This is a genomic window from Mesorhizobium sp. M0751, from assembly GCF_040320265.1.
Classification (GTDB): Bacteria; Pseudomonadota; Alphaproteobacteria; order Rhizobiales; family Rhizobiaceae; genus Mesorhizobium.
This window is the reverse complement of the sequence record NZ_JAMYPH010000027.1, coordinates 1-24,857: the sequence shown is the minus strand read 5'-3', so window position 1 is coordinate 24,857 and position 24,857 is coordinate 1. Positions and strand designations below refer to the sequence as shown.

28 protein-coding genes are annotated in these 24,857 nt (G+C 63.1%); 20 read left to right on the top strand and 8 right to left on the bottom strand.

Annotated elements, in window-relative coordinates:
* Positions 1 to 12: 12 nt before the first annotated feature.
* Entirely contained in the window at positions 13 to 438 is a 426-nt protein-coding gene (locus tag NKI19_RS28855; protein ID WP_352490915.1) for an NUDIX hydrolase, read from the bottom strand.
* A 123-nt stretch (positions 439 to 561) separates the two neighbouring features.
* On the opposite strand from NKI19_RS28855, the gene NKI19_RS28850 reads away from it, so the two are divergent.
* Complete coding sequence (locus NKI19_RS28850) at positions 562 to 1,323, top strand: SOS response-associated peptidase (protein ID WP_352490916.1); 762 nt, start codon at positions 562 to 564, stop codon at positions 1,321 to 1,323.
* A 56-nt stretch (positions 1,324 to 1,379) separates the two neighbouring features.
* On the opposite strand, the gene NKI19_RS28845 is transcribed toward NKI19_RS28850, so the two are convergent.
* On the bottom strand, positions 1,380 to 1,529 hold the full coding sequence (locus NKI19_RS28845; protein WP_023677745.1) for a hypothetical protein: 150 nt from the start codon (positions 1,527 to 1,529) through the stop codon (positions 1,380 to 1,382).
* Between the two features lie 412 nt (positions 1,530 to 1,941).
* On the opposite strand from NKI19_RS28845, the gene cysS reads away from it, so the two are divergent.
* The 8 genes from cysS to rarD all read left to right on the top strand — a co-directional run bounded on the left by cysS (position 1,942) and on the right by rarD (position 8,941).
* The gene (gene cysS, locus NKI19_RS28840) at positions 1,942 to 3,411 is read left to right on the top strand and encodes a cysteine--tRNA ligase (RefSeq protein ID WP_352490917.1); all 1,470 of its coding nucleotides are present in this window, start codon (positions 1,942 to 1,944) and stop codon (positions 3,409 to 3,411) included.
* A complete protein-coding gene (locus tag NKI19_RS28835) occupies positions 3,408 to 3,794 on the top strand; it encodes a VOC family protein (RefSeq protein ID WP_352566193.1) in 387 nt (128 codons plus the stop codon). The genes cysS and NKI19_RS28835 overlap by 4 nt, the downstream gene beginning before the upstream one ends.
* Positions 3,795 to 3,800: 6 nt before the next feature.
* Entirely contained in the window at positions 3,801 to 4,292 is a 492-nt protein-coding gene (locus NKI19_RS28830; RefSeq protein ID WP_352490919.1) for a GFA family protein, read from the top strand.
* Complete coding sequence (locus NKI19_RS28825) at positions 4,289 to 4,765, top strand: GFA family protein (RefSeq protein WP_352448982.1); 477 nt, start codon at positions 4,289 to 4,291, stop codon at positions 4,763 to 4,765. The genes NKI19_RS28830 and NKI19_RS28825 overlap by 4 nt, the downstream gene beginning before the upstream one ends.
* Positions 4,762 to 5,718, top strand: coding sequence for a prolyl aminopeptidase (pip, locus tag NKI19_RS28820; protein ID WP_352490920.1), 957 nt, complete (start codon positions 4,762 to 4,764; stop codon positions 5,716 to 5,718). Before NKI19_RS28825 ends, pip begins: the two co-directional genes overlap by 4 nt.
* Positions 5,715 to 7,337, top strand: a complete 1,623-nt coding sequence (gene cimA / locus NKI19_RS28815) for a citramalate synthase (protein ID WP_352566195.1) — start codon at positions 5,715 to 5,717, stop codon at positions 7,335 to 7,337. Before pip ends, cimA begins: the two co-directional genes overlap by 4 nt.
* A 4-nt stretch (positions 7,338 to 7,341) precedes the next feature.
* Positions 7,342 to 7,881, top strand: a complete 540-nt coding sequence (locus tag NKI19_RS28810) for a hypothetical protein (RefSeq protein WP_352490922.1) — start codon at positions 7,342 to 7,344, stop codon at positions 7,879 to 7,881.
* A gap of 127 nt (positions 7,882 to 8,008) precedes the next feature.
* Complete coding sequence (rarD, locus tag NKI19_RS28805) at positions 8,009 to 8,941, top strand: EamA family transporter RarD (RefSeq protein WP_352490923.1); 933 nt, start codon at positions 8,009 to 8,011, stop codon at positions 8,939 to 8,941.
* A gap of 57 nt (positions 8,942 to 8,998) precedes the next feature.
* Here rarD and NKI19_RS28800 read toward each other — a convergent pair whose 3' ends face one another.
* Positions 8,999 to 9,289, bottom strand: coding sequence for a muconolactone Delta-isomerase family protein (locus NKI19_RS28800; RefSeq protein ID WP_352490924.1), 291 nt, complete (start codon positions 9,287 to 9,289; stop codon positions 8,999 to 9,001).
* 118 nt (positions 9,290 to 9,407) lie between these two features.
* On the opposite strand from NKI19_RS28800, the gene NKI19_RS28795 reads away from it, so the two are divergent.
* Positions 9,408 to 10,295, top strand: a complete 888-nt coding sequence (locus tag NKI19_RS28795; protein ID WP_352490925.1) for a LysR family transcriptional regulator — start codon at positions 9,408 to 9,410, stop codon at positions 10,293 to 10,295.
* A 101-nt stretch (positions 10,296 to 10,396) separates the two neighbouring features.
* Here the strand turns inward: NKI19_RS28795 and NKI19_RS28790 are convergent, their stop codons facing one another.
* Positions 10,397 to 11,008 carry an LOG family protein gene (locus NKI19_RS28790; RefSeq protein WP_352566197.1) on the bottom strand — a complete coding sequence of 204 codons (612 nt, stop codon included), beginning with the start codon at positions 11,006 to 11,008 and terminating at the stop codon, positions 10,397 to 10,399.
* A 114-nt stretch (positions 11,009 to 11,122) separates the two neighbouring features.
* Between NKI19_RS28790 and NKI19_RS28785 the strand changes: the two genes are divergently transcribed.
* The 4 genes from NKI19_RS28785 to NKI19_RS28770 all read left to right on the top strand — a co-directional run bounded on the left by NKI19_RS28785 (position 11,123) and on the right by NKI19_RS28770 (position 15,360).
* On the top strand, positions 11,123 to 12,583 hold the full coding sequence (locus NKI19_RS28785; protein ID WP_352566199.1) for a LysM peptidoglycan-binding domain-containing protein: 1,461 nt from the start codon (positions 11,123 to 11,125) through the stop codon (positions 12,581 to 12,583).
* Between the two features lie 59 nt (positions 12,584 to 12,642).
* Entirely contained in the window at positions 12,643 to 13,017 is a 375-nt protein-coding gene (locus NKI19_RS28780) for an ArsR/SmtB family transcription factor (protein WP_502899348.1), read from the top strand.
* Positions 13,018 to 13,037: 20 nt separating this feature from the next.
* Entirely contained in the window at positions 13,038 to 14,924 is a 1,887-nt protein-coding gene (locus NKI19_RS28775) for an ABCB family ABC transporter ATP-binding protein/permease (protein ID WP_352490928.1), read from the top strand.
* An 88-nt stretch (positions 14,925 to 15,012) separates the two neighbouring features.
* A complete protein-coding gene (locus NKI19_RS28770; RefSeq protein WP_352490929.1) occupies positions 15,013 to 15,360 on the top strand; it encodes an antibiotic biosynthesis monooxygenase in 348 nt (115 codons plus the stop codon).
* 5 nt (positions 15,361 to 15,365) lie between these two features.
* Here NKI19_RS28770 and NKI19_RS28765 read toward each other — a convergent pair whose 3' ends face one another.
* Entirely contained in the window at positions 15,366 to 16,232 is an 867-nt protein-coding gene (locus NKI19_RS28765; protein ID WP_352566200.1) for an SMP-30/gluconolactonase/LRE family protein, read from the bottom strand.
* A 248-nt stretch (positions 16,233 to 16,480) separates the two neighbouring features.
* Here NKI19_RS28765 and NKI19_RS28760 point away from each other — a divergent pair, with 248 nt between their 5' ends.
* From NKI19_RS28760 to NKI19_RS28745, 4 genes are all read left to right on the top strand, one after another.
* Positions 16,481 to 16,660, top strand: coding sequence for a hypothetical protein (locus tag NKI19_RS28760; RefSeq protein ID WP_352490931.1), 180 nt, complete (start codon positions 16,481 to 16,483; stop codon positions 16,658 to 16,660).
* Between the two features lie 127 nt (positions 16,661 to 16,787).
* A complete protein-coding gene (locus NKI19_RS28755; RefSeq protein ID WP_023677729.1) occupies positions 16,788 to 17,486 on the top strand; it encodes a phosphatidylserine decarboxylase in 699 nt (232 codons plus the stop codon).
* Positions 17,487 to 17,489: 3 nt separating this feature from the next.
* Positions 17,490 to 18,305 (top strand): CDP-alcohol phosphatidyltransferase family protein, encoded by an 816-nt coding sequence (locus tag NKI19_RS28750; RefSeq protein WP_023677728.1) that lies wholly within the window; start codon positions 17,490 to 17,492, stop codon positions 18,303 to 18,305.
* A 251-nt stretch (positions 18,306 to 18,556) separates the two neighbouring features.
* A complete protein-coding gene (locus NKI19_RS28745) occupies positions 18,557 to 18,820 on the top strand; it encodes a hypothetical protein (RefSeq protein WP_352490932.1) in 264 nt (87 codons plus the stop codon).
* A 122-nt stretch (positions 18,821 to 18,942) separates the two neighbouring features.
* On the opposite strand, the gene NKI19_RS28740 is transcribed toward NKI19_RS28745, so the two are convergent.
* Both NKI19_RS28740 and NKI19_RS28735 read right to left on the bottom strand, forming a co-directional pair.
* Entirely contained in the window at positions 18,943 to 21,165 is a 2,223-nt protein-coding gene (locus tag NKI19_RS28740; protein ID WP_352490933.1) for an AMP-binding protein, read from the bottom strand.
* Positions 21,166 to 21,305: 140 nt separating this feature from the next.
* Complete coding sequence (locus tag NKI19_RS28735; RefSeq protein ID WP_352490934.1) at positions 21,306 to 21,713, bottom strand: tautomerase family protein; 408 nt, start codon at positions 21,711 to 21,713, stop codon at positions 21,306 to 21,308.
* Between the two features lie 114 nt (positions 21,714 to 21,827).
* Between NKI19_RS28735 and NKI19_RS28730 the strand changes: the two genes are divergently transcribed.
* A complete protein-coding gene (locus tag NKI19_RS28730; protein ID WP_352490935.1) occupies positions 21,828 to 22,682 on the top strand; it encodes a LysR substrate-binding domain-containing protein in 855 nt (284 codons plus the stop codon).
* Between the two features lie 136 nt (positions 22,683 to 22,818).
* Here the strand turns inward: NKI19_RS28730 and NKI19_RS28725 are convergent, their stop codons facing one another.
* Positions 22,819 to 23,769, bottom strand: a complete 951-nt coding sequence (locus tag NKI19_RS28725; protein ID WP_352490936.1) for a DMT family transporter — start codon at positions 23,767 to 23,769, stop codon at positions 22,819 to 22,821.
* 333 nt (positions 23,770 to 24,102) lie between these two features.
* On the opposite strand from NKI19_RS28725, the gene NKI19_RS28720 reads away from it, so the two are divergent.
* Complete coding sequence (locus NKI19_RS28720; RefSeq protein WP_352490937.1) at positions 24,103 to 24,609, top strand: OsmC family protein; 507 nt, start codon at positions 24,103 to 24,105, stop codon at positions 24,607 to 24,609.
* Positions 24,610 to 24,857: the final 248 nt, after the last annotated feature.

Genomic DNA, 24,857 nt, shown 5'->3' with positions numbered 1-24,857 from the left:
CGATTCTCTGGCTCAGGTCTCGCCGTCTTTGTTGGGACCGAGTAGATCGTCGGCAATTTCAAACACCGCATCGGCGAGCGGCATCGCTGTCATTTCGGCCAGCGTATAGAAAGCCGCGGTTTCGGCGTCGTCGCTGGCAACCGCCTCGCCGCCGGCATAATCGGCCCCAAACACCGTCAGCCAGTAGTCGACCGGATGCCCGTCGCCGCTGCCGTCGATGTGGATTTCCCGCAGCGGCCGGTAGCTGCGCGCCTGCAATCCGGTCTCTTCCAGCAATTCGCGCCGTGCTGCCTGTGCCAGCGTCTCGCCGGCTTCGACCTTGCCGCCGGGAAAGGCATAGAGGCCTTGCGAGGGCGGCCTGGCCCGCTTGACCAGCAGCACCGTGTTCTCGCGCACGACGCAGACCGAGACTGCCGGAATGATCTTGCGTGCTTCCATGGGCTCCGGATCGCTCGATTGGCATAGCCCGTTGTGGACCGGCCGTCGGCGAACAGCTTTAGCGGTTGCGAAAGGCGGGTTCCATGGCCACTTTCACATGCCACCAATTCGAGAGCTGAATTCATGTGCGGACGCTTTGCTTTGACGGCCACTCCGGACCAGACCACCGCCTTTCTCGGCCTGGCGGAACTTGAGGGGTTTCCTGCCCGCTACAACATCGCGCCGACGCAGCCGGTGCTGATGGCGCTCGCCGGATTGCCGCGGGCGCCGGGCTCGAACCTGCCCGACCGCCGCTCGATGCTGGTGCGATGGGGCCTGATCCCGGCCTGGGTCAAGGATACGCGCAACTTCCCGCTGCTGTTCAACGCGCGTTCCGAGGGGGCTTTGGAAAAGGCATCATTTCGCGCTGCCATGCGCCATCGCCGCGCCCTGGTACCGGCTTCGGGATTCTACGAATGGCACCAAACCGGTGGCAGAAGAGGGCAGCCCTATTGGGTGCGGCCAAGGCGTGGCGGGCTTGTCGCCTTCGCCGGGCTGATTGAGACCTATGCCGAGCCGGGCGGCTCGGAAATGGACACCGGCGCCATTCTGACCGCCCACGCCAATGCCGATACTGCCCATATCCACGACCGCATGCCGGTAGTGATCCATCCCGAGGACTTCGCGCGCTGGCTGGATTGCCGCACGCTCGAGCCGCGCGATGTGGCCGATCTGCTGAGACCCGCCCAGTCCGATTTCTTCGAAGCGATCCCGGTTTCCGACCTCGTCAACAAGGTCGTCAATACTGGGCCGGAGATTCAGGAGAAGGGCGTCGTCGAGCCTGAGCCCGAGAAGGTCAAGCGCCAGAAGTCCGGCGCAAACGACAGGCAGATGAGTTTATTTTAGCAAAAGCTACTATTTCTGGTTCGCCGTGAGCGCCTCAATCTTTTCCGACGGCATTCTCAGGCAGCGCGCGGCGAAACGATTTTCTGCGCCGGCTTCTTCTTCTTCGCGGTGTGCAAAAGAGCTGCGACGATTGCTGCCGGGCCGATCGCCCGGTAGTGGCTGGCGAGCGCCGGTTGCTTGGCGCGGTTGGATTCTTGCTTAGGCATTGTTCTCTTCCCTGGTAACGTCTTCGTGTCTGCGTTTGCTGGCCGAATCCGACCAAATCATGACGCTTGCTGATCTAGCCGCGAATGTTTCATGACAGTGCCGACCTGTTTAATAAAATGTTTCAATGGCTCAAATCCTGTGAGCCAACGATATTTTTGGCGAAGGTAGCGACTTGACGGCAACACCGGGCAAGGCGATAAAGCCGGCCATGAGAACGTCTTTCGCCATTTGTGGCATTTGCATTATCGGCTAGCCTCGCGCTGGTCCTGGACGTTTTCGCCTCATCTCCTCCAAGATTGGACAAACGCCCCGGCCAGCAGGCTGGACCCCGATTTGCGCCTCGGCGTAACCGACTCCATCCAGAGCACGATCCCAAAAGATCATGCCAAAGTACGCACCGGGAACGCACGTATGTCTGACGCATCGAAGAGCCTGCGCCTCTACAACACGCTAACGCGGAGCAAGGAGGATTTCTTCCCGATCGATCCGCGCAACGTGCGCATGTATGTCTGCGGCCCGACGGTCTATGACTTCGCCCATATCGGCAATGCGCGGCCGGTGATCGTCTTCGACGTGCTGTTCCGTTTGCTGCGCCATCTCTACGGGCAAGCGCACGTCACTTACGTCCGCAACATTACGGACGTCGACGACAAGATCAACGCCCGCGCACTGCGCGATTTCGGCGGCGAGATTGCCTCTGGCAAGTTGTCGCTGAACGAAGCGATCAGGCGGGTCACCGAAAAGACCGCCGACCAGTTCCACAAGGACGTTGCGGCGCTCGGTTGCCTGGAACCGACGGTCGAGCCGCGCGCCACCGAGTTCGTCGAGCCCAGGCCCGACGGCAAGGTCGACATGATCTTCTTGATTCAGCGCTTGATCGAACGCGGCCATGCCTATGTCGCGGCTGGAGAAGTCCTGTTCGACACCGCTTCCATGCCGGACTACGGGCAGTTGTCGAAGCGCAATCTCGACGAGCAGCAGGCCGGCGCCCGCGTCGCCGTCGATGCGCATAAGAAGAACCCGCAGGATTTCGTGCTGTGGAAATTGTCTTCGCCCGAGGAACCGGGCTGGGACAGCCCGTGGGGCAGGGGCCGGCCCGGCTGGCACATCGAGTGCTCGGCGATGTCGGCCGCCTATCTCGGCGAGGTGTTCGACATCCATGGCGGTGGTATCGACCTGATCTTTCCTCACCACGAGAACGAGATCGCGCAGTCGCGATGCGCCCACGGCACCGAAACGATGGCCAAGGTGTGGATGCACAACGGCTTCCTGCAGGTCGAGGGCCAGAAGATGTCCAAGAGCCTGGGCAATTTCTTTTCGATCACCGAATTGCTGGAGACGGAGACCTTTGGCGGCCGCAAATGGCCGGGCGAGGTGCTCAGGCTGGCGATGCTGATGACGCACTATCGCGAGCCAATCGACTTTTCCGTGCGCAAGCTGGAAGAGGCGGAGAATACGCTGCGCAAATGGAAGCGGGCGGCCGATCTGGCGCCGCCGACGGCAAAGCCGGTGCCGGCGGATGTGATCGAAGCGCTGTCGGATGACCTTGCCACCTATGCCGCATTCCAGTTGCTGACGCAGTTGGCTGGCGATGCTGTTGATCTCAACACTGGTAGTGGCAACGCAGCCGCCGAAGGCAACGATGCTGCCGCTTCACTGAAGGCATCGCTGTTGTTCCTCGGCTTCGACGTTGCAACAGCCAAGGTGGATGAAGACGCCATTGCCAAGGCGATCGCCAAACGCCTCGCATTGATCGCCGCCAAGAACTGGGCCGAGGCCGACCGCATCCGCGACGAGTTGCTGGCGCAAGGCATCCAGTTGAAGGACGGCAAGGACCCCGTCACCGGCGAACGCATCACCACCTGGGAGGTAAAAAGATGATCGATCATCTCGGCATCACCGTTTCGGATTTCGACGCGTCGAAGGCTTTTTATGACAGGGCGATGGCGCCGCTCGGCGCCTCGCTGCTTTACATGGTGCCGCTGGAATATACCGGCGGCGCCAAGGTCGGCGGCTACGGCCGCGACCGGCCGGTGTTTTGGCTGCATGCCGGCAAGGACAAGCCGAAGGATCATCAGCATGTCGCTTTCACCGCGCGCAGCCGCGCCGAGGTCGATGCCTTTCACGCCGCGGCGATCGCCGCCGGCGGCAAGGACAATGGCGAGCCGGGCCTGCGACCGCACTACCACCCCAACTACTACGCTGCCTTCGTCTTCGATCCCGACGGCAACAATGTCGAGGCGGTCTGCCATGCTCCGGAGTAATGCGCGATGAGCCTCGACAACAAACCGGTGTATTCAGGCGGCTGCCAGTGCGGCGCGGTGCGCTTCCGCGTCGAAGGCGCGCTCGGCGATGCTTCCGTCTGCCATTGCCGCATGTGCCAGAAGGCGAGCGGCAATTTCTACCTGCCGCTGGTCTCGGTGCGCGGCGCAAGGCTGGACTGGACGCGCGGTGAGCCCAAACGCTTCCGCTCGTCCAACGCGGCTTTGCGCGGTTTCTGCGCCGAATGCGGTACGCCGCTGACCTTCGAAGCGCCCGACGGCGTGGCGCTCGCCATCGCCGCATTCGACCACCCCGAGGAGATCGCGCCGACCATCCAATGGGGTGTCGAAGCCAAGCTCCCCTACGTAGATCACGTCCACGAATTGCCCGGTGAGGAGACAATGGCCGACGTTTCGTCTGCCTCCTATCTCGCCGATCTCGTCTCCTACCAACATCCCGACCACGACACCGAACAATGGCCGCCGGAGGAAAAATCATGACCGAAACCGTTCGTACCGGCGGCTGCCAGTGCGGCGCCGTGCGCTTCCGCATCCACGGCGCCCTCGGCCGCCCGTCCATTTGTCATTGCCGCATGTGCCAGAAACAGTTCGGGTCGTTTTTCGGCGCGCTGGTGACAGTGCCGAGCGACGGCGTCGAATGGGTGCGCGAGGAGCCGAGTTACTTTCAGTCGTCGGTCAACATCGATCGCGGCTTCTGCGCCCGCTGCGGCACACCGCTGACCTACCGCCAGCCCGGTGCGCTGGAGATCGCCATCGGCGCCTTCGACGACCGTTCCGATCTGGCGCCGCAGATCCAGGTCAACTACGCCGCCAGGCTGCCCTGGGTCGAGACGATCTTCGACGCGCCGATCCACGACGACCCGGATTTCTATGCGCGGCAGGAATCCATCATTTCCTTCCAGCATCCCGATCACGAGACGGCCAACTGGCCGCAGCAGGGCCTGAAACTATGAGCAGCGAATTCCGCACCCTCTATCCCGAGATCGAAGCCTTCGAATCCGGCATGCTCGACGTTGGCGGTGGCCATCAGGTCTATTGGGAGCGCTCCGGCACCCGCGGTGCCAAGCCGGCTGTATTCCTGCATGGCGGGCCGGGCGGCGCTATTTCGCCAAAGCACCGGCGGTTGTTCGATCCGAAGCTGTACGATGTCATCCTGTTCGACCAGCGCGGCTGCGGAAAATCGACGCCCAATGCCTCGCTTGAAGCCAACACCACCTGGCATCTGGTCGCCGACATCGAGCGCCTGCGAAAAATGTGCGGCTTCGACAAATGGCTGGTGTTCGGCGGTTCTTGGGGTTCGACGCTGGCGCTGGCCTATGCCGAGACCCACCCCGAGCGGGTCAGCGAACTGGTCGTGCGCGGCATCTATACGCTGACCCGCGCCGAACTCGAATGGTACTACCAGTTCGGCGTGTCAGAGATGTTCCCCGACAAGTGGGAGCGGTTTCTGGCGCCAATCCCGGAGGCTGAGCGCGGCGACATGATGGCCGCCTACCGCAAGCGCCTGGTTGGCAGCGATCCTGTGGCGCGGGTCGAGGCCGCTCGCGCCTGGAGCCTGTGGGAGGGCGAGACGATCACGCTGCTGCCGGAACCGGAAACCAGTGGTCCCTTCGGCCAGGATGATTATGCCCTGGCTTTCGCCCGCATCGAGAACCACTATTTCGTCCATGCCGGCTGGCTGGAAGAGGGACAGCTGCTGCGCGATGCATGGAAGCTTAAGGATATCCCGGGTACCATCGTTCACGGCCGCTACGATATGCCGTGCCCGGCGCGCTATGCCTGGGCGCTGCACAAGGCGTGGCCGAAAGCGGATTTCCATCTGATCGAAGGCGCCGGCCACGCCTATTCGGAGCCGGGCATCCTCGACAGGCTGATCCGCGCGACGGACATGTTTGCCGGGAAATGACCATGGCTCGCGAGCGCCTTTATCTGTTCGACACCACGCTGCGCGATGGTCAGCAGACGCCGGGTATCGACTTTTCCGTCGAGGACAAGATCGCCATCGCCAAGCTGCTCGACGAGTTCGGCATCGACTACGTCGAGGGCGGCTACCCCGGCGCCAATCCAACCGACACCACCTTCTTTGCCGAGCGTCGCACGGCCGATGCCAAGTTCGTTGCCTTTGGCATGACCAAACGGGCAGGAGTGTCGATTTCGAACGATCCTGGGCTTGCCGCGCTGGTCCAGTCGAAGTCGGACGCCATCTGCTTCGTCGCCAAGAGTTGGGACTACCATGTCCGCGTCGCCCTCGGCTGCACCAATGAGGAGAACCTCGAGGCGATCAAGGCCTCGGTCGAGGCCGCGCTCACGGCCGGCAAGGAGGCGATGGTCGACTGCGAGCATTTCTTCGACGGCTTCAAGGCCAACCCCGATTATGCGCTGGCCTGCGCCAGGACGGCCTACGATGCCGGCGCGCGCTGGGTGGTGCTGTGCGACACCAATGGCGGCACGCAGCCCTCCGAGTTGCGCGCCATCGTCGAAAAGGTGATCGCGGCCGGCATACCGGGCGACCATCTCGGCATCCACGCCCATGACGACACCGGCCAGGCGGTGGCAAATTCGCTTGCCGCCGTCGAGGCCGGCGTGCGCCAGATCCAGGGCACGCTGAACGGCATCGGCGAGCGCTGCGGCAACGCCAACCTGATCTCGATCGTGCCGACATTGGCGTTGAAGCCGGCCTTTTCGGGCCGCTTTGCCACAGGCATTTCGGCAGAGGCGTTGACCGGTATATCGCGCCTGTCCCGCGCCTTCGACGAGTTGCTGAACCGTGCGCCGGAAGCGCAGGCGCCCTATGTCGGGGCCTCCGCTTTCGCCACCAAGGCCGGTATCCATGCCTCGGCGCTGGCCAAGGAGCCGGCGACCTACGAGCATGTTCCGCCAGAAACTGTCGGCAACCGCCGCCGTGTCATGGTTTCGGACCAAGGCGGCAAGGCCAATTTCCTGGCCGAGCTGAAGCGGCGCGGCATCGACATGCCCCGGGACGACCATCGCCTCGACGCGCTGATCGCCGTGGTCAAGGAGCGCGAGGCGGAGGGCTACGCTTACGAAGGCGCCGACGCCAGCTTCGAGCTTCTGGCGCGCAAGATGCTGCACGGCCTGCCGGAATTCTTCCGCGTCACCTCGTTCCGCTGCATGGTCGAGCGCCGTTTCGACGCCAACGGCCAGCTGAAGACGGTCTCGGAGGCGATTGTGAAAGTGCTGGTCGAGGGCGAGGAGAAGATGTCGGTCGCCGAAGGCCGTGGCCCGGTCAACGCGCTCGACATTGCGCTGCGCAAGGATCTCGGCAAATTCCAGAGCGAAATCGCCGATCTCGAGCTGGCCGACTTCAAGGTGCGTATCCTCAATGGCGGCACCGAGGCGATCACCCGCGTCCTGATCGAATCGCATGACGGCACCGGCGCGCGCTGGTGGACGGTCGGCGTCTCCGAAAACATCATCGATGCTTCGTTCCAGGCGCTGATGGACTCGATCGTCTACAAGCTGATGAAGAACCGCGACATGGCGGGATTGGTAGCGGCGGAGTGAGGAAATGGGCTTCACGATAAGCTGGGTCGCATTCAATGGTCTGCCACTCGCGAAGGCAGCGCTGGCTTTCGGTCTGGCTCAAAGCGGACAATCGGACGAGGTTTTTGATTTTGACTACAATGGCGTGACGGTTGGTCAAAATTGGTCTGTCGTCATTTTTAACGACGTGAACATGGACCTGGTGGACGAGAAGCGCCTAGCAAACCTTTCGACGGGCAGGGACATTGTCGTCGTTCACAATATCGACACGGTCATGCTGCAATGGGCCGAACAGTGGCGCGACGGGCACGAAGTCTGGAGCATACGACACACCAGCGCAGACGGTGCGCGCAACCTAGAAGCGACAGGAAACCTTCCATCCTGTTTCGAGGAGATTCGCCGCGAGCGCTTCGCAGATCAGGATCGCGAGGACGCCGGTGCTGCCACTATAGACTTTATCGCAGATATTCCGATCGAGGTGGCAGAATGCGTGACGGGCTTTCGCCACGACACCGTTGGAGCGGAATTCATGGAATTGGTGCCTGCGCCCGGCGAAACCAAATGACTGCGGGCTTCGCGCATCTCAATGAACTGGTGAAAACGCCGGGTTCTTGAACCATCAGCGAGACTCCATTGATCCATCAGCAATTTGCGATGGTTTTGGGCAAGCCGCTGGCGCATAGCCTTGGGCCATGACTACCCAAGCACTTCAAATCGAGGCCGGCACCAAAGCTCGTCGCGGCTTCCTGCTGGCGCTCGGCGCCTACCTGCTTTGGGGGCTGCTGCCCTTCTATATGAAGGCTGTCGCGCATCTGCCTCTGGCCGAAGTCATCGCCCACCGCATCGTCTGGTCGGTGCCGATCGCGGCCGCTGTCCTGGTCTGGGCCGGCCGCACTGCCGATTTCAAAGCGGCAGTTCGTTCGCCGCGCATCATTTCGATGGCGGTGCTGACGGCGGCGCTAATCTCGGTCAACTGGGGCATCTATGTCTGGGCGATCGCGGTCGACCGCACCATCGAGACGGCGCTCGGCTACTACATCAACCCGCTGGTCAGCGTCGTTGTCGGCGCGCTGCTGCTCGGCGAGCGGCTCGACCGCCTGCAGATTGCGGCGGTGGTGCTGGCGGCAATCGCGGTCGCGGTGCTGACCATCGACGCCGGCAAGCTGCCCTGGGTGTCGCTGGTGCTGGCCTTTTCCTTTGCCGCCTATGGCTTCTTCCGCAAGACGCAGCCGATCGGCCCGAGCCAGGGCTTCCTGCTTGAAGTGCTGCTGCTGTCGGTGCCGGCACTCGGCTACATCATCTTCCTGATCGCCACAGGACAGGATCATTTCGTCTCCAGCTCGCTGAACGACACCGCCTTGCTGATCGGCTGCGGCCCGGTCACCGCCGTGCCGCTGCTGTTGTTTGCGTTCGGCGCCAGGCTGCTGCGCCTCTCCACCATCGGCATCATGCAGTATATCGCGCCGACAATCGTCTTTTTGATCGCGGTGCTGATTTTCGGCGAACCGTTCGGCAGCGTTCAGGCCATAGCCTTTGGGCTGATCTGGGCGGCGCTGGCGACGTACTCCTGGTCGATGTTTTCTACGGCGCGCAAGACCGTTGCCGCATCCGCTCGAGCCGCCTAACGAAGAAAGGCGGCTGGCCGGTCCTAAAGGCCGGCTGCCGCCTCTTTTCACGATCGCTCAGCGCTTCGGCCCGAAGCCGGGATAGGGTTGCAGCGGCACGACGGCGGCAATGTCCATCATGCCGGCCTTGACCAGCGGTAAAGTTGCGAGATGGTTGCGCACATCGGCATCGCTGCCGGCTTCGAACATCATGCCGCTGCCGGGAATGTCGCCCCGATTCCACACCTGACGGACGGCGCCTTCGGCATAGAGCGTGCGGCGCTGCTCGGCCTCGCCAGGCAGCAGCGGCGCGAAATCGGCGTCGGTAAACTTTTCGGTGTTGCGCGCAAGAAGGGCAAAGAACTGCATCGGAATCTCCTGATGTTGGCCATTGGAATGGCGGAAATATTCGCTTCTGCTGGCCAGACAGTCCAAGACTGATTAGGCTAAAGTTGAGACCTCACGGGACTTGAGCATCGAGGGAACAATGTTCGACCTGCGCCAGCTCCGCTATTTCATCGCGGTGGCCGAAACCGGCAACGTCGGGCGTGCCGCCGAGTTGCTGCACATCTCGCAGTCGCCACTCAGCCGTCAGATCATGCAGCTGGAGGAGCAGCTGGGCGTCGCACTGTTCGAGAGGGCGAGGCAGCGTGTTCATCTCAATGCCGAGGGCCGCGCTTTTCTTACCGAGGCGCGTGCGCTGCTGGCCCATGCAAGACGACTGGAGGAGCTCGGCCGCAATCTCGCCGGCGGTACGGTCGGCCGTCTCGCCATCGGCTATGTCGAAGGTGCGGTCCATGCAGGGCTTGTCGCTCGAATGCTGCGCCAGTTTCGCCGCGACCGGCCCGAATTTCATCTTCAACTGAAGGGTCAGCGTTCCGCCGCGCAGATCGAAGCGCTGCGCGAACGATCGCTCGATCTGGGCCTCGTGTACACGCCTCCTTCTGCCGACGATCCCGACATCGCCGCCATGCTCATCATGCGCGAGCCGCTGGTTCTGGCGATGCCGGAAGGCGATTCATTGGCTGAAATCGCGGAGATACTGCCGCAGCAACTGGACGGACGTACCTGGATCACGGTGGTGCGCCAGCCTGACGACACCAACCGCAGCCAATTTCTCGCCGCCTGTGCGAAGGCCGGCTTCCTGCCCGACATTGCCTATGAGACGACCGATCCGTTGACGTCGTTGGGCCTGGTCAGCGCCGGGCTTGGGCTGGCGACGGTGCAGGCCAGCCTGCGGAGTGCCGCGCCGCCTCAGATCGTGTTTCGCGATCTGCCGTGGTTCGAACGCACCGTCTCGATCCATCTCGCCTGGCGGCGTCAGGACAAGCGCGCGGTCATTGCGGACTTAAGGAAGGCGGTAGGGAAGGAGTGAATAGTGAATAGTGAATAGTGAATAGTGAATAGTCAGTAGTCAGTAGGCAGGTGCCGATTCGGAAGGTCTTGTATTTCGCTATTCACTAGTCACCATTCACTCTACATCTTTTCAATCACCGACTGCACGCCCTCCGTCGGTGCATCGACGGAGGATCCCGCCACCATGATAGCGGCGACGATTGCTTCCGGATCCTCGACCACCAGCGGCTTGACCCGTTGCGCCGTGTGGATGAAGCCCTCCGTTGCCATGTGATCGAGCAACGCCAGCATCGGATCCCAGAACCCTCCGACGTTGCCGAAAACGATCGGCTTGCGGTGATGGCCGAGCTGCGCCCAAGTCATGATTTCGACGATCTCCTCGACGGTGCCGATGCCGCCGGGCAGCGCCACAAAGGCGTCGGATTTCTCGAACATCCTGTGTTTGCGCTCGTGCATATTATCGGTGATGACGAGCTCGTCGAGCCGGTTAAGCGCGGTTTCGGTCGCCTCCCGGTTGATCAGAAAACGTGGAATTATGCCGGTTACCTTGCCGCCGGCCTTTAACGCCCCTTCAGCGACGGCACCCATGATACCTTTAGTGCCGCCGCCATAAATCAGACGCAGGCCGGACTTGGCGATCGAGCGGCCAAGCAGGTGTCCGGCCCTGATATAGGTTTCATCTCGGCCCGGGGAGGAGCCGCAATAGACGCAGACAGATCGAATCGTGTTCATGTTATGATTGGTGATAGGGACTATTGGCATGGTCAAGCCCTGGGGCGGGCTTTTTCTTGTCGGCTTTGGCAAAACAGGCTAGACCGAAATTAGGTGGCTAAGGGGCAGGGAAACATGGCAATTAATCCGTTGAAGGCGTTTTTGTTCGCGGCTGGCGGCTCTGTCGCCGCGGCGGGAACCGCCTATGTATCGGGCGCACTCGACCCGTATCTCAATTCTACCCGGCCTGCGGAGGTCGCGGCGCTGACGCCGCCGGCTTCGAAACCGGCCGCTCCGGCGACCGAGGGCCGGCTGCCGCCTGCGCCCGCTGCGTCCACCGATGCCGCAGCGCCCGCCGCGCCGGCCGCAGCAGGTGCAATCGTGCCGACCTTCGACATCGTGCGCGTCGAAAGCAACGGCTCGATCGTCGTCGCCGGCAATGCGGCGCCCAACGCCAAGGTCGAGATTCTCAACGGTTCGGCTATACTCGGCTCGACGGTCGCCGGCCCTGACGGCGCCTTTGCCATTATTCTCGACGATCCGCTGAAGCCCGGCGACTACACGATCACGCTGCGCTCGACGGCTGGCAATGTCGTGACCGCCTCGGCGCAGACCGCCGTCGTTTCGATCCCCCAGAATTCCACCGGTCAGGTTCTGGCAATGGTCGAGGAGCCGGGCAAGCCGTCCGAACTGCTCACTGTTCCGGCCCCTCAAGCGAAATCTGACGCCTCGCCGCCTGTCGGCGAGCAGGCGGCCGTTCAGCCACCCGCCACCGGCACCGAATTGCCGGCTGCCGCAGCGCCTGCGGCTGATGTTCCAGCAGCGCCTGCTCCTGCCGCGCCGGCCGCTGTTGAAGCCGCGCCGACTCCGGCAGCACCCGCCACATCGGCAGCGCCCGCTACTCCCGCGGTGGAGCCGAAGATCGTCGTCGAAGCTGTCGAAATCGACGGCAACAAGATTTTCGTTGCCGGGCTCGCCGATCCCGGCCGCAAGGTGCGCGCCTATGCCAACGATATCCTGCTCGGCGACGCGAAGACCTCGCCCGACCGCCACTTCCTGGTCGAAGCGACACGTGACATCCCGGTCGGCACCTACACCATCCACGTCGATGCGCTCGGCGCCGACGGCGTGACGGTGGTGGCCCGTGCCGCTGTGCCGTTCGAGCGCGAGCCTGGTGAGGCGGTTGCCGCCGTGGCGCCCGCCGAGCCGAATGCTCCGGCGACCAAAGCGGCGCCGGCAACGGCCGTCGAAACGCCCGCAACTGCCCCCACTCCTACAACCGAAGCCCCGGCCGAAATGGCCGCCACAACGCCTTCGGGCGAAACCCCCGAGACCGTGGCTCCAAAGCTCGAACATGCCGATGGCGCAGTCATTATCCGCCGCCATGACACGCTGTGGCGGATTTCGCGGCGGGTCTATGGCCAGGGCATGCGCTACTCGACCATCTATCTCGCCAACCAGGACCAGATCAGCAATCCGAACCGCATCTGGCCGGGGCAGGTGTTCAAGGTGCCGGAGAAATCGAAGGAAGGCGAACCCGCCGATCTCAAGGCAATGGGCGACCAGATGACGACGGCGCCAGCCAAGGCCGAGTAGCGTTCTGCCCATCAGGATAGCTTGCGGCAGGGCCGGTCATCGTTTATCGCCGATGGACGATGACCGAATCCCCCCTCGTGACGGACCGACGCCGCGCAGCAGATGAACACGCGCCGGCCAACTGCATGCCGGCCAACTGTACGCCGGATAGCCGCGCCGTCGCTGTCCGGCTCGCGGCCCTTTCGCATCCGGCGCGGATCGAAATTCTCAAACACCTTTCCGCAAGCCGTTCCTGCTGCTGTCGCGAGGTTGTCGAGCATCTCGACCTGGCGCAGTCCACTGTTTCCCAGCATTTGAAGATCCTGGTCGAGGCCGGGCTGATCCGCTTCGAGCCTGACCGCCAGCGCTCGCGCTATGAACTCGACCGCGCCGCGCTCGCCGATGTTTCGGCATCGCTGGCCGCGCTGGTCGATTCCTGCTGCTCCGGCCGCTAAAATCATAAAGGTAAACAAGAATGGCCGAGAAAACCGTTTCCGCCGATTCCGGCTCGACCTTTAGAACGTTGCGCAATCTCTGGCCCTATATGTGGCCGGCCGACCGCGCCGACCTGAGGGCGCGGGTGGTGTGGGCCACCGTGCTGCTGGTTGTCGCCAAGCTGACCCTAGTGGCCGGACCCTATTTCTTCAAATGGGCGACCGACGCACTGGCCGGCGATAGCAAATCGCCGCCGCCGCTGCCGGCCTTCCTGCTGGCGCCGGTCATGCTGGTCGTCGCCTACAATGCCGTGCGGCTGGTGCAACTCGGCTTCAACCAGTTGCGCGACGCCCTGTTTGCACGGGTCGGCCAGCATGCGGTGCGCCGGCTCGCCTTCCGTACCTTCGTGCACATGCACGAACTGTCGCTGCGCTTCCACCTCGAACGGCGCACCGGCGGACTGTCGCGCGTCATCGAGCGCGGCACCAAGGGCATCGAGACGATCGTCCGCTTCACCATGCTGGCCACGGCGCCGACAATCGTCGAATTCGCGCTCACCGCCGGCATCTTCGCCGTCACCTATGGCTGGCTATACGTCTTGGTGATCGCGGTCACGGTCTGGCTCTATGTCTGGTTCACCGTCAGGGCGAGCGATTGGCGTATTTCGATCCGCCGCGAGATGAACGACAGCGACAATGAAGCCAGCACGAAGGCGATCGATTCGCTGCTCAACTACGAAACAGTCAAATATTTCAACAACGAAGCCATGGAGGCCGAGCGCTTCGACCGGTCCACGGCGCGCTATGAGGTGGCGGCGACCAGGACCTGGACCTCGCTTGGCTGGCTGAACTTCGGCCAAGGGGTGATCTTCGGCATCGGCATGACCGTCGTCATGGTGCTGTCGGCGCTCGAGGTGAAGGCAGGCACACAGAGCGTCGGCGATTTCGTCTTCGTCAACGCCATGCTCATGCAGCTTTCGGTGCCGCTCAATTTCATTGGCATGATCTACCGCGAAATTCGCCAAGGCCTGACCGATATCGAAAACATGTTCGATCTGCTCGACGTCAAGCGCGAGATCGTCGATCGGCCGGGCGCCAATCCACTGGTCGTCGAAGCCGGCAAGATCGAGTTCCGTGACGTGCATTTTTCCTACGACCCCAACCGCAAGATCCTGAAGGGCATCAGCTTCGAGGTGCCGGCCGGCAAGACGGTGGCCATCGTCGGCCCCTCCGGAGCCGGAAAGTCGACCATTTCGCGGCTTTTGTTTCGTTTCTACGACATTCAGCGCGGCAAGATTCTGATCGACGGCCAGGACATTCGCGACGTCAAACAGGAGAGCTTGCGCGCCGCCATCGGCATGGTGCCGCAGGACACGGTGCTGTTTAACGACACCATCGCCTACAACATCCGCTACGGCCGTATCGGCGCCAGCGAGGAGGATGTGCGCAAGGCGGCAGAACTGGCCCAGATCGGACCGTTCATCGAGCGGCTGCCAGACGGCTATCGCTCAATGGTGGGCGAGCGCGGGCTGAAACTGTCCGGCGGCGAGAAGCAGCGGGTGGCGATCGCCCGTACCATCTTGAAGGCTCCGCCGATCCTGATGCTCGACGAGGCGACCTCGGCGCTGGACAGCCACACCGAGCAGGAGATCCAGGCGGCACTCGACCTGGTCAGCCAGGGCCGCACCACCCTCGTCATCGCCCACCGGCTGTCGACGGTGATTTCGGCCGACGAGATCATCGTCCTGCAGGACGGCCAGATCGCCGAGCGCGGCACCCATGTCGCCTTGATAGCCAAGCGCGGCCTTTATGCATCGATGTGGGACCGCCAGCGCGAGGCAAGTGAGGCCGAGGAGCGGCTGCGCATTGCCCGCGAAAGCGACGAGTTCGGCGTCGTTGTCCGCCGCCGCACCTCGGAGGTGAGCTGAAAATTTGTGCTTGACCTCAACTTAAGTTGAGATCGTAGGCCGTTTTGGATCGCAGCAAGATGCGTCGTTCAAAACGGAGACAATCGATATGAATGGGATAAATCAGTCAGTCAGTGGCGGCAGCGTATTCCGGGTGGACAAGTTTGTTGTTCCGGCCAATGCCCGCGAGGAGATTCTTGCCAAGGTCCGGATGACGCATGAATTGCTGCGCCAACAGCAAGGGTTCGTCCAGGATTTCCTGCTCGAGCAATTCTCGGGGCCGGGCGAGTTCAACCTCGTGACCATTGTCGAATGGGAAGGGCAGGCCGCTGTCGACAAGGTCGTGCCGATCATCAAGGCTGCGCATGAGCGCAGCGGCTTCAATCCTCAGGAGACCATTGCGCGACTTGGCGTCAAGGCCGATATCGCCAACTATCAGCGGATCCCCGGGATGTAAGCTCTCTACGGCCAGCCGGCGCCCGGCGCGATAGCCTCGACGCTGAGCACTTGGCCGGTACGGGCATCGCTGATCATATGTTCGAAGCCGCGCCATTCGGCGGCGACGATGAACAGCGTTTTTCCGTCGCCGCCGCCGAGCATGCAGGCAAAACAGCCGCGATCGACGTCGACGCTTTCGAGCATTGCGCCGCCCTCGCGCACCCGCACGCAATGCCGGTTCGGAACGTCGGCGTACCACGCCGCACCTTCGGCATCGAGGCAGATGCCATCCGGAAAACCGTTGCCGAGATTGGCCCAGACCCTTCGGTTGGAAAGGCCACCATCGGCAGCGATGTCGAAGGCGGTCAGCCTGTTTGCGTGGGACTCGGCAACGATCAGCGTCTTGTTGTCAGGCGTCACCGCCATGCCATTGGCGAAGGCGAGGTTCTCAGCCACCTGCTGAACCGAGCCATCAGGTGCGACTTGCACGATGGTGCCGGGGCCGAAATGCTGGCCGGGAGCCGGAGCAGGCCCACCGCCATTGACGTAGATATTGCCGCGCCCATCGACCACGATCTCGTTCCACGGGCTCTTCGACAGGTGTCTCAGATCGGCATGGGTGACCAGCCTCCCGCCTGCCTCCTGCCTGAGGACCAGCCCTTCGCGGCCGGAGACGACAAGCAGGCGCCCGTCCGGAAGCCAGTCGATGGAATAGGGCAGGGTGGCCGGCACGGTGAGCACGATCTCGCTGTTGCCTTGGGCGTCAACGGCGATGATCTGGCCTGTGCCCCAGTTGCAGAACCACAGCCGGCCATCGTGCCAGCGCGGCGACTCGCCGAAGGCCAAGCCGTTCATCACCACTCGCACTTGCCTAGCTGCTGATTTCTGCATGGGCCGAGAACCTCCGGGTTGGCGCAAATCGTCCTGGCCGAAAGGCCAATGAGAGGCGCTGTCTTACCAAGGACGGGCGAGAGTGCTGCGTTCCGACAACGAGGATTGCGACGGCGTCGTTTATATTTGACCTGAGTAGCCGCACGGAACCGCGCGATGCGCCGTGCGCATCCACGGTCGCTGTCGACCTCTTGCTGCGCAGGGCCGGGTTCGATCCGACCGATGCTGTCGTCTCTGCGAACTCGGTCGTGCCTATGGAAGGCGGCGCGGTTGTGAACTGGGTGGTTATGGCCGACGAGCATGTATTCCTCCTCCAGTCGACCCCGAAAGGCGGCGTGCTACGCGGCAGCCACGAAGAGAGCTTGGCGGAGGCCGATCGGCGCGAGCTCGAGGAGTATTTCGACCAAGCGGCGGCAGCGGGCGCCTGAGTGGATTTCGCTTGGCCGTTCTGAGACGGCGGCGACCGCCACCTTCAAGCGCTCCCATTGTCGCGTTGCGAGCGCGGGGTGTTTCCGCTATTGAGGCCGGACTTGGAACCAAGGTTATCCTCATCCCATGAGCCTCGTCGACACGATCAAGAATGCGTTCGTTCCGATCCATCGCGAGGGTTATCCCTTTATCGCTGCGTTCGGCGCGGCGACGCTCTTTCTCGGCTATTTCTCCTCGACCCTGTTCTGGATCGGTCTCATCCTGACCGCCTGGTGCGCCTATTTCTTCCGCGATCCCGAGCGTGTCACGCCGATCGACGACCGGCTGGTTGTCAGCCCTGCCGACGGCATCGTCTCGGCGGTCGGCCCGGCCGTGCCGCCGCGCGAGCTTGGCCTCGGCGGCGGTGAAATGACCCGCATCTCGGTGTTCATGAACGTCTTTTCCTGCCACGTGAACCGCTCCCCGGTGCGCGGCCGCATTTCCAGGATCGAGCATCGGCCAGGAAAATTCCTCAATGCCGAACTCGACAAGGCAAGCACCGAGAACGAGCGCAACGGGCTGGTCATCGAAAGCCCCAATGGAACAGTCGCCGCGGTGCAGATCGCCGGCCTGGTAGCGCGGCGCATCGTCTGCTGGGCCGAGCCCGGCGGCGCCATCGGCACCGGCGAGCGCTTCGGGCTGATCCGCTTTGGCTCGCGCGTCGATGTATTCCTGCCCTCGACCGCGACGCCGCGCGTCGCCGTCGGCCAGACCGCGGTCGGCGGTGAGACGGTGCTGGCGGAATTCGGCGGCGTTGCCGCAACGCCGCTCGTGCGGATCTCCTGACCGGTGGCGCCGCCGTTCAAGAAATTCGAGGCGCATGGCGGCGGTGGCCCGCGCATTCGCGAAATCCCGATGCGCATGGTGCTGCCCAATCTGGTGACTGTGCTCGCCATTTGCGCCGGCCTGTCCGGTATTCGCTTCGGCTTTGAGGGCCGCTTCGAGCCAGCGGTGGTGATGGTGCTGCTCGCCGCCTTCCTCGATGGTATCGACGGCCGTCTGGCGCGAATGCTGAAGGCGACTTCCAAATTCGGCGCCCAGATGGATTCGCTGGCCGATATCGTCAATTTCGGCGTGGCACCGGCGCTGGTGCTCTATGCCTTTCTGCTCGACAGGGCAGGTTCGCCGGGCTGGATCGCGGCGCTGCTGTTCACTATCGCCTGTGGGATGAGGCTTGCCCGCTTCAACGTGCTCGACGAAGAGCTCGACCGTCCGCAGTGGCAGACCGAATATTTTGTCGGCGTGCCGGCGCCGGCGGGTGCGGTGTTGGTGATGCTGCCGCTCTATCTGTTCTTCCTCAGGCTTGGCCTTGAACCCAGCCGCCTGGCAGCCTTCATTGCCACCGGCTTTACAATATTGGTGGCATTCCTGCTGGTCAGCAGACTGCCCGTCTATTCCGGCAAGAGCGTCAGGATACCGGGCGACAGGGTGCTGCCGATCATCCTCGCAGTCGTCCTCTACGTCCTGCTTTTGATGACCTATCCCTGGTATACGCTGACGGCCTCGGTTGCCGGCTATCTGGTCTTCTTGCCGTTCAGCGTGCGCGCCTATTCGAGACGCGCCAAGCGCGAAGGCGAGAAGGTGCCGTCCTCGGATATTGGCTGACAGATTTGGTGCCAGTTCGCGCGTTGCGCCTGGCAGCGCATGATTCCGAAAAGGGTCATCCTTTTAGACTTAGGACCGGCTCGCAGAGCGAGCGGCGCCGTGGAATGCACCTCAAAAACCCCGTTTTCGGAACTTGCCGGGCGGCTAGACCGTTTGTGTTTGGTAGGTCCGTTTTAAGCGGCAGCTGGTAGTGCGCGGTCAGCGTCGCGCAAGCTGCCGCATCGGGCGCAGAACATCGGAAACGAGGAGAAATGGCTGTCATCCTCATCGGCGCGTTACTGACTGTCGCCGGCCTCGTCTATATGGCGGTTGCAGCCATCATGCGCGGGCGGCTTAGTGAGCCGGCCGCTGTCTCCACCGCGCCGGACAGTGTGACGCCCAATCTCGCAACACCAGGTCCGACTCTGGAGCCGCGGCGGCGCGGGCTCCGTTTTCTCGGCCTGTCGCAGAACTGGCCGGGCCTGCTGATGATGGCCGTCGGCGCCATTCTGCTGTTGTCGGTGGTGGTCTTCTAATGCATGTCGCGCAAAAGTGTGCAGCGGTTTTGCGATTACGGCATGCATAAAAGCAAGAATCCAAGGCGCGTCGCACAAGGCCGGTCAAACGCGACGCGCTCTAGAGTTTTCGACAGCAAACCTCAGGCGGCTGCGCTCAGTCCCAGCCTCTCTAGTGCCAGCTTTCTAGTCGAGACATAGTCGGTCTTGCCCGAGCCCAGTACCGGGATCTCCTCGACCTTGACGATGTCGTTCGGCACCATCAGTTCGGCCGCGCCGGCTTTCTTGCCGAATTCGCGCAATTCGTTGGGATCGGCATTGTCGGCGGTGGTGACCAGAACGAGGCGCTCGCCGCGCCGCTTGTCCGGCACTGCCACCACGGCGTGATGCTCTTCCGGCCACAGCGACTGCACCAGCATCTCGACCGCGCCAAGCGATACCATCTCGCCGGCTATCTTGGCGAAGCGCTTGGCGCGGCCTCGAATGGTAATGAAGCCTTCGCGATCGACCGAAACGATATCGCCGGTGTCGTGCCAGCCTTCGAGCGGCTGCAACTCGCCAGGCCGGTCGCCGGTCATGTAGCCCATCATCAGGTTCGGCCCGTCGAGCCACAGCCGGCCGGCGTCGCTGATGCCTTCGACCGGTTCGAGTTTCATGCGCATGGCCGGCAGCAGCCGCCCGACGGTTCCGTCGCGGCCGTGGATGGCGGTGTTGACGGCAACCACCGGTGCGGCCTCGGTCAAGCCAAAACCTTCGATGATCTCGGCCTGGAAGCGCTCACGGTAAACCCGGCGCGTCTCCGGCTTCACCGCCTCGGCACCGGCGACGACGAAGCGCAGGCTGGAAAAATCGCCGTCCTTGGCGGTGCGGGCATAGTTGGCGAGGAACGTGTCGGTGCCGAACATCACCGTCGGCCGGACCTTGCGCGCCACCTCCGGAATAAGTTTGTAATGGAGCGGTGAGGGGTAGAGGAACAGCTTTACTCCGGTGACCAGCGGCAGGATGGTGCCGCCGGTCAACCCGAACGAGTGGAATACGGGCAGCACGTTGAGCAGGATGTCGACCGGCGAGATAGTGATGCGGGCTTCCGCCTGCATCGCATTGGCAAGAAGGTTCCGGTGCGACAGCACCACGGCCTTGGGCGTGCCTTCCGAGCCGGAGGTGAACAGGATCACCGCCGGCTTGGCTGCATCCTGGCGCTGCAACGGCCAGCGCCACAGCAAGCCGGCTGCGGCCTTGTCCAGCACGGTCACGCTTGCGCGAATATCCTCCAGCCACAGCAGTTTCGCCCCGCCCTTTTCCACCGCCTCGACGATGTCGGCGAGGTTAGCCTTTTCGACAAAGGCGCGTGAGGAGACCACTGTGCGGATCATCGCCGTGCGGATGGCGGCGGTGACGCTGGCCGGGCCGGCGGTATAGTTGATCATTGCTGCGACCCGAGCAGCCGACAGAAGTCCGACGAACGACAGCACGACGCCATTGGCGTTGGGCAGGAGCAGCCCAACCGCTTCGCCCGGCGCTGTTATTGCCTCAAAGCGGCGGCCCAAAACCCTGGCGCCGATGAACATTTTCCGGTAGCTCAGCGCACCGCCAATGACGTCCTCGATTATTGGGTGCGAAGCGCCAACACGGTCGGCCGCATCGCGCATGGCGAGGAACAGCCCTCGGTCGAGATCACTGCCGAAAAGCCTGGCCTCGGCGAAGCGATCAAACAGCGCATTGGTGTTGGAGGCCTGATCTGGGTTCCGCGCCACCAGCTCGGCGATGGTCATCGGCTCCAGCGCGCTGATCGACAGCTGCGGAAACCAATGGCGCGGCGCCTTGTCCGCCGGCGTCAGCGAGGCCGGCAGGCCGCGTGCGCCGGCGACGAAGATCGGCACGATGCGGGCGTCGGCCTGCATGGCGATACGGGTGATGGCGCGAAACAACCGAAACGACTTGACGTCGGGCTCGACCGCATCCGGCAGGTAAACGGCGAGCCGGCCCTTGCCCTTCAGCACCCGCACGAGTCTGCGGCTGACGAAGACATGCTCGGCGTTGAAGGCGATGGTACGGCCGAGCTCGCGCCACGGCTCCAGCCACGGCGATCTGGCCGAAGCCTGGTCGAGGATGTGCAGCGTGTCCTCCGGCAGCAGCGACAGCATCAGCGCCGGCTCAATGCGTGACTGATGCCAGATGACGTAGATGACGGGGGCCGCCGACCTGCGGGCAATCTTGATGCGCTCGTCGCTGATCCGGTAGGCGAGCTTGAACGGCACGTAGAGCAGCGCCTGGCTCAAGCGCAGGCCGAGGCGGAACTTCTCCACCACGCCGATCAGCAGCCAGGCCGCGACAAGACCCGCAAGCAGCGCCAGTGTCAGGATCATCGCCGCATCTCCCAACAATCTCACGTCGCGGCTCTTCACTGGCCGCTTCGGGTGAGAACCTAGCCGAAGTTGGATCAACGTCAATGCGGCTCCATTTTTCCTTCTCTCCTGTCATCACTTGGCTCGGCTGCCTATCGCAGCTACGCCGCTTTCATCCTTCCGCTGATGAAGCGGAATTCCTGCGTCTTGCCGCCAAAGCCATAGGCGGCCGCAGGCACTTCATGCACGAGGGCGTAGCTTTCCTCATGCACCTTGCCCAGCAGCCGGCCGAATGCCGCGAAAATTGCCTGCAGATACGCCTCCAGTTCGAGCTTGGTGTTGGTGCCGTCGACAACCTTGATGTCGAGCCAGGCCGTGTTGGTGCCATGCTCGGCCAGCGACTTGCCGCCGGCGAACCAGTGCTCGGGGTCGTGATAGGACATGGCAACAGCTGTGATCGTCGCGTCCTTGCGCAGATGCGTGGCCGTCAGTTCGGTCACTTCCTTGGCAATGGCGGCGGACAAAGCGGCATCAGGCTTGCCGGTAACGCTGACATTGATAATCGGCATATTTCTTCTCCTCGGTTTCAAGCGGCGTCTCTTCGCCGTCGAGAAAATCATGCCATCGTCCTTTGACCAAAAAAATCGAATTGTTTTTGATAAATACTTTGATAATATCGAATTATGCAGGTGTTCGATCCCGACCTCCTCAAGACTTTCCTCGCTTTCGTCGATGGCGGTTCCCTGGCGCGGGCTGCGTCGATCGTCGGCCGCTCGCCGTCCGCAGTGACCGCGCAGATGCAGCGGCTGGAGGATGTTGTCGGCGAACCGCTGCTGGTGCCGCAGGGGCGAGGGCGCGGCCTGGCGCCGGCAGGCGAGGATCTGGTCGGCCACGCGCGTCGCATCCTTGCCGCACATCGCGAGGCGTGGCTGGCCCTCAAAGGGGCGCACGCCGACGGGCGCGTCGCCATCGGCACGACGCAGGATTTCGCCGACAGCGGCTTGCCGCAGCTGCTCAGGGCTTTTGCTGTCAGCCATCCGCGCGTCAGGATCGAACTGCGCGTCGGCCGTTCCGCCGAACTGGCGCAGGCTTTGCAGGCCGGCACCCTTGATCTGGCCATTGCCATGCGGCAGGTGCCGACACGGGACGAAGTCGGTGTGCTCAAGGAACCAATGATCTGGCTTTGCTCACAGAACGGGCTGGCCACCCGCCACGACGAACTGCCCTTGGCGCTGCTCGATCCCCATTGCGGGTTTCGCGAAGCGGCGACCAGCGCACTCGATGCGGCCGGCCGTCGCTACCGCATTGCTGCCGGCAGTGCCAGCCTTGCCGGCCTGCGCACGGCGGTGCACGCCGGCATCGCCTTGACGTTGAGGACGGCGCGCTTCGCTCATTCCGGCATCGTCGAGGCGCCGCGCGATCTTGATCTGCCGCCGGTGCCGGTCGCCGAATTCGCCGTCCGCTTGCGTGAGGATGCCGACCGGCCGGCGCAGGATCTGGCCACGTTGTTGAGCGGCAACCTGGCCCTGGCCAATTAAGACAGCAAAGAAAAAGCCGACCTTGCGGTCGGCTTCTGAGTAAGACGGGCCGAGGGGTTTGGGGGGACTTGGGGTGGCCCGTCGCAGCCATAATGCCTGAGCCCTATGATGGTTCCATGACTTTTCAAATTTATTTTCAGGAACGGATTTCTCGTGATCGAACCACCAACTCGCCCTCGGACGCGGCAAGTATTGGTCGTGCCTCCGCTGCGCGTTGCCTGGCCATCAGCCAGTCGCGGCCGGCGTGAGCGAACACCGCGCAAAGCACGATGGCGCCGCCGACCATGCTGGCTGCCGGCGGGATCTCCGCCAGGAACAGGAAGGCAAACAGGATCGCGAATGGCACTTCTGCCGAACCCAGCAATCCGGACTCGGCCGCCGGAATAAGCCGGGTGCCCTCCGTCCACAGGATCGAAGCCAGCGCGAACGAGGCGCCGAAGGTGGCTAGAAGCACAGCGTCCCTGGCCGAGACAGCCAGCGGATCGGCGACGAACCAGCCGAGCACGAACAGAAGGAATGCCGACACCGCACCCGCCCACACCACCGGTGTGTCGCTGAAGGCGCGCACCATGATCATGTAGAGGGCGCTGCCGATCGTCATCAGCAGCGCCAACCCGTCGCCGAACAGATGGCCGGTGCCGAAGCCGGACCAGACCATGATCGCCACCCCGCATAGTGACACAGCAGCGGCGGCAAGCGTCTGCAGCCGGAACGGTTCGCGGACCAACAGGAGGGCCAGCAGCGCGGTGACGAAAGGGGCGGTGGCATAGATGATCGCGACATTGGCGACAAAGGTGAACTTGAATGCCGAGATGAAGGCGATGCTGGCGAGCGCGCCCTCGATCGCCAGCAGCCAGCCTCGCCAGCCGAGCCGCAAGCTGTCGCGACCGCCGGAGCGCTGGCGGCGCCAAAGCACATAGAGGCTGATCAGGATCGAGCCGACGAAGCCGCGCCAGCAGGTAATGGTCAGCGGGTCGGCATGGATCGATGTGGTCAGCACGCCGGTGAGGCCGAAGACGGCCGCCGATGCCGAGACCAGGATGATGCCGAGGGTACGTTCGCGGGCGCTTTCCACAGTGCCTGGCATGTCCAGCGATTCCGTCATCTCACCAGCTTACGCTGCCCCGTCCTGACACCATAGTGTCAGCTTGATCGAGGCGTCGTGCATCGAAACAGCAGACCCGGTGAACAGGGATGCCGGCGAAACCCTTTCGCGCCTTTCCAGGATGGCCATGTCGGCAATTGTCCGGCGGCCTTACGAAAGTGTTGCGAGAGACGGTTTGAAGGCGTTGGATGTTCCGTGTCGTCAGGCTATACGGGCAAAACCCTGCCAAGCGCTACGCCAGCCGGGACTTGCGTTTGGGGCAGGAGGCATAGCCGTAAAGCAGCGAAGCCAGGGCAATTATGGGAGAGAAATGAAATGGATGCGATCGCATTGAAGGCCATGCAGGCGCCGCTGAAGGAGGCCTATCGCGACGACGCCTCGCGCGCGCTGATTACTCTCCGCGCCAAAGGCTCGATCGACGGCCAATCGATCGCCTGCAAGGTCGAGACAGGCAGGGCGATCGCCATTGCCGGGCTGCATCCGGCGACCGGCGGCACCGGGCTCGAACTCTGCTCCGGCGACATGCTGCTGGAGGCGCTGGTGGCTTGCGCCGGCGTCACTCTGAAGGCGGTAGCGACGGCGCTGGACTTCAAGCTTGGGGCAGCCACGGTGGAAGCCGAAGGCGATCTCGACTTTCGCGGCACGCTTGGCGTGGCGAGAGATGCGCCGGTTGGCTTCCGCGCCATCCGGCTGACATTCGGCCTCGACACCGACGAGCCGCAGGAGCGCATCGATGCGCTGCTCAAACTGACCGAGCGCTACTGCGTGGTGTTCCAGACCATCAGCCAGAAACCGGAGCTGACGGTAAGCGCGCGACGCTGAGGCTGCTGATCTCCCCCCTTGAGGGGGAGATGTCGCCGAAGGCGACAGAGGGGGTTGTCTCGCGTGAAGCGCCAACCGCTGCAGCAGGCCGAGCCCGGTCGGACCAACCCCCTCTGGCCTGTCGGCCATCTCCCCCTCAAGGGGGTGTTTGGACCGGGGACATCGCGAACAGGTGTGCGAGGACATCGCGAACAGTTTGGCGCGTTTTGCGCTGGGGGGTTCGGGATGCCATTCGAGGACACGAGCGC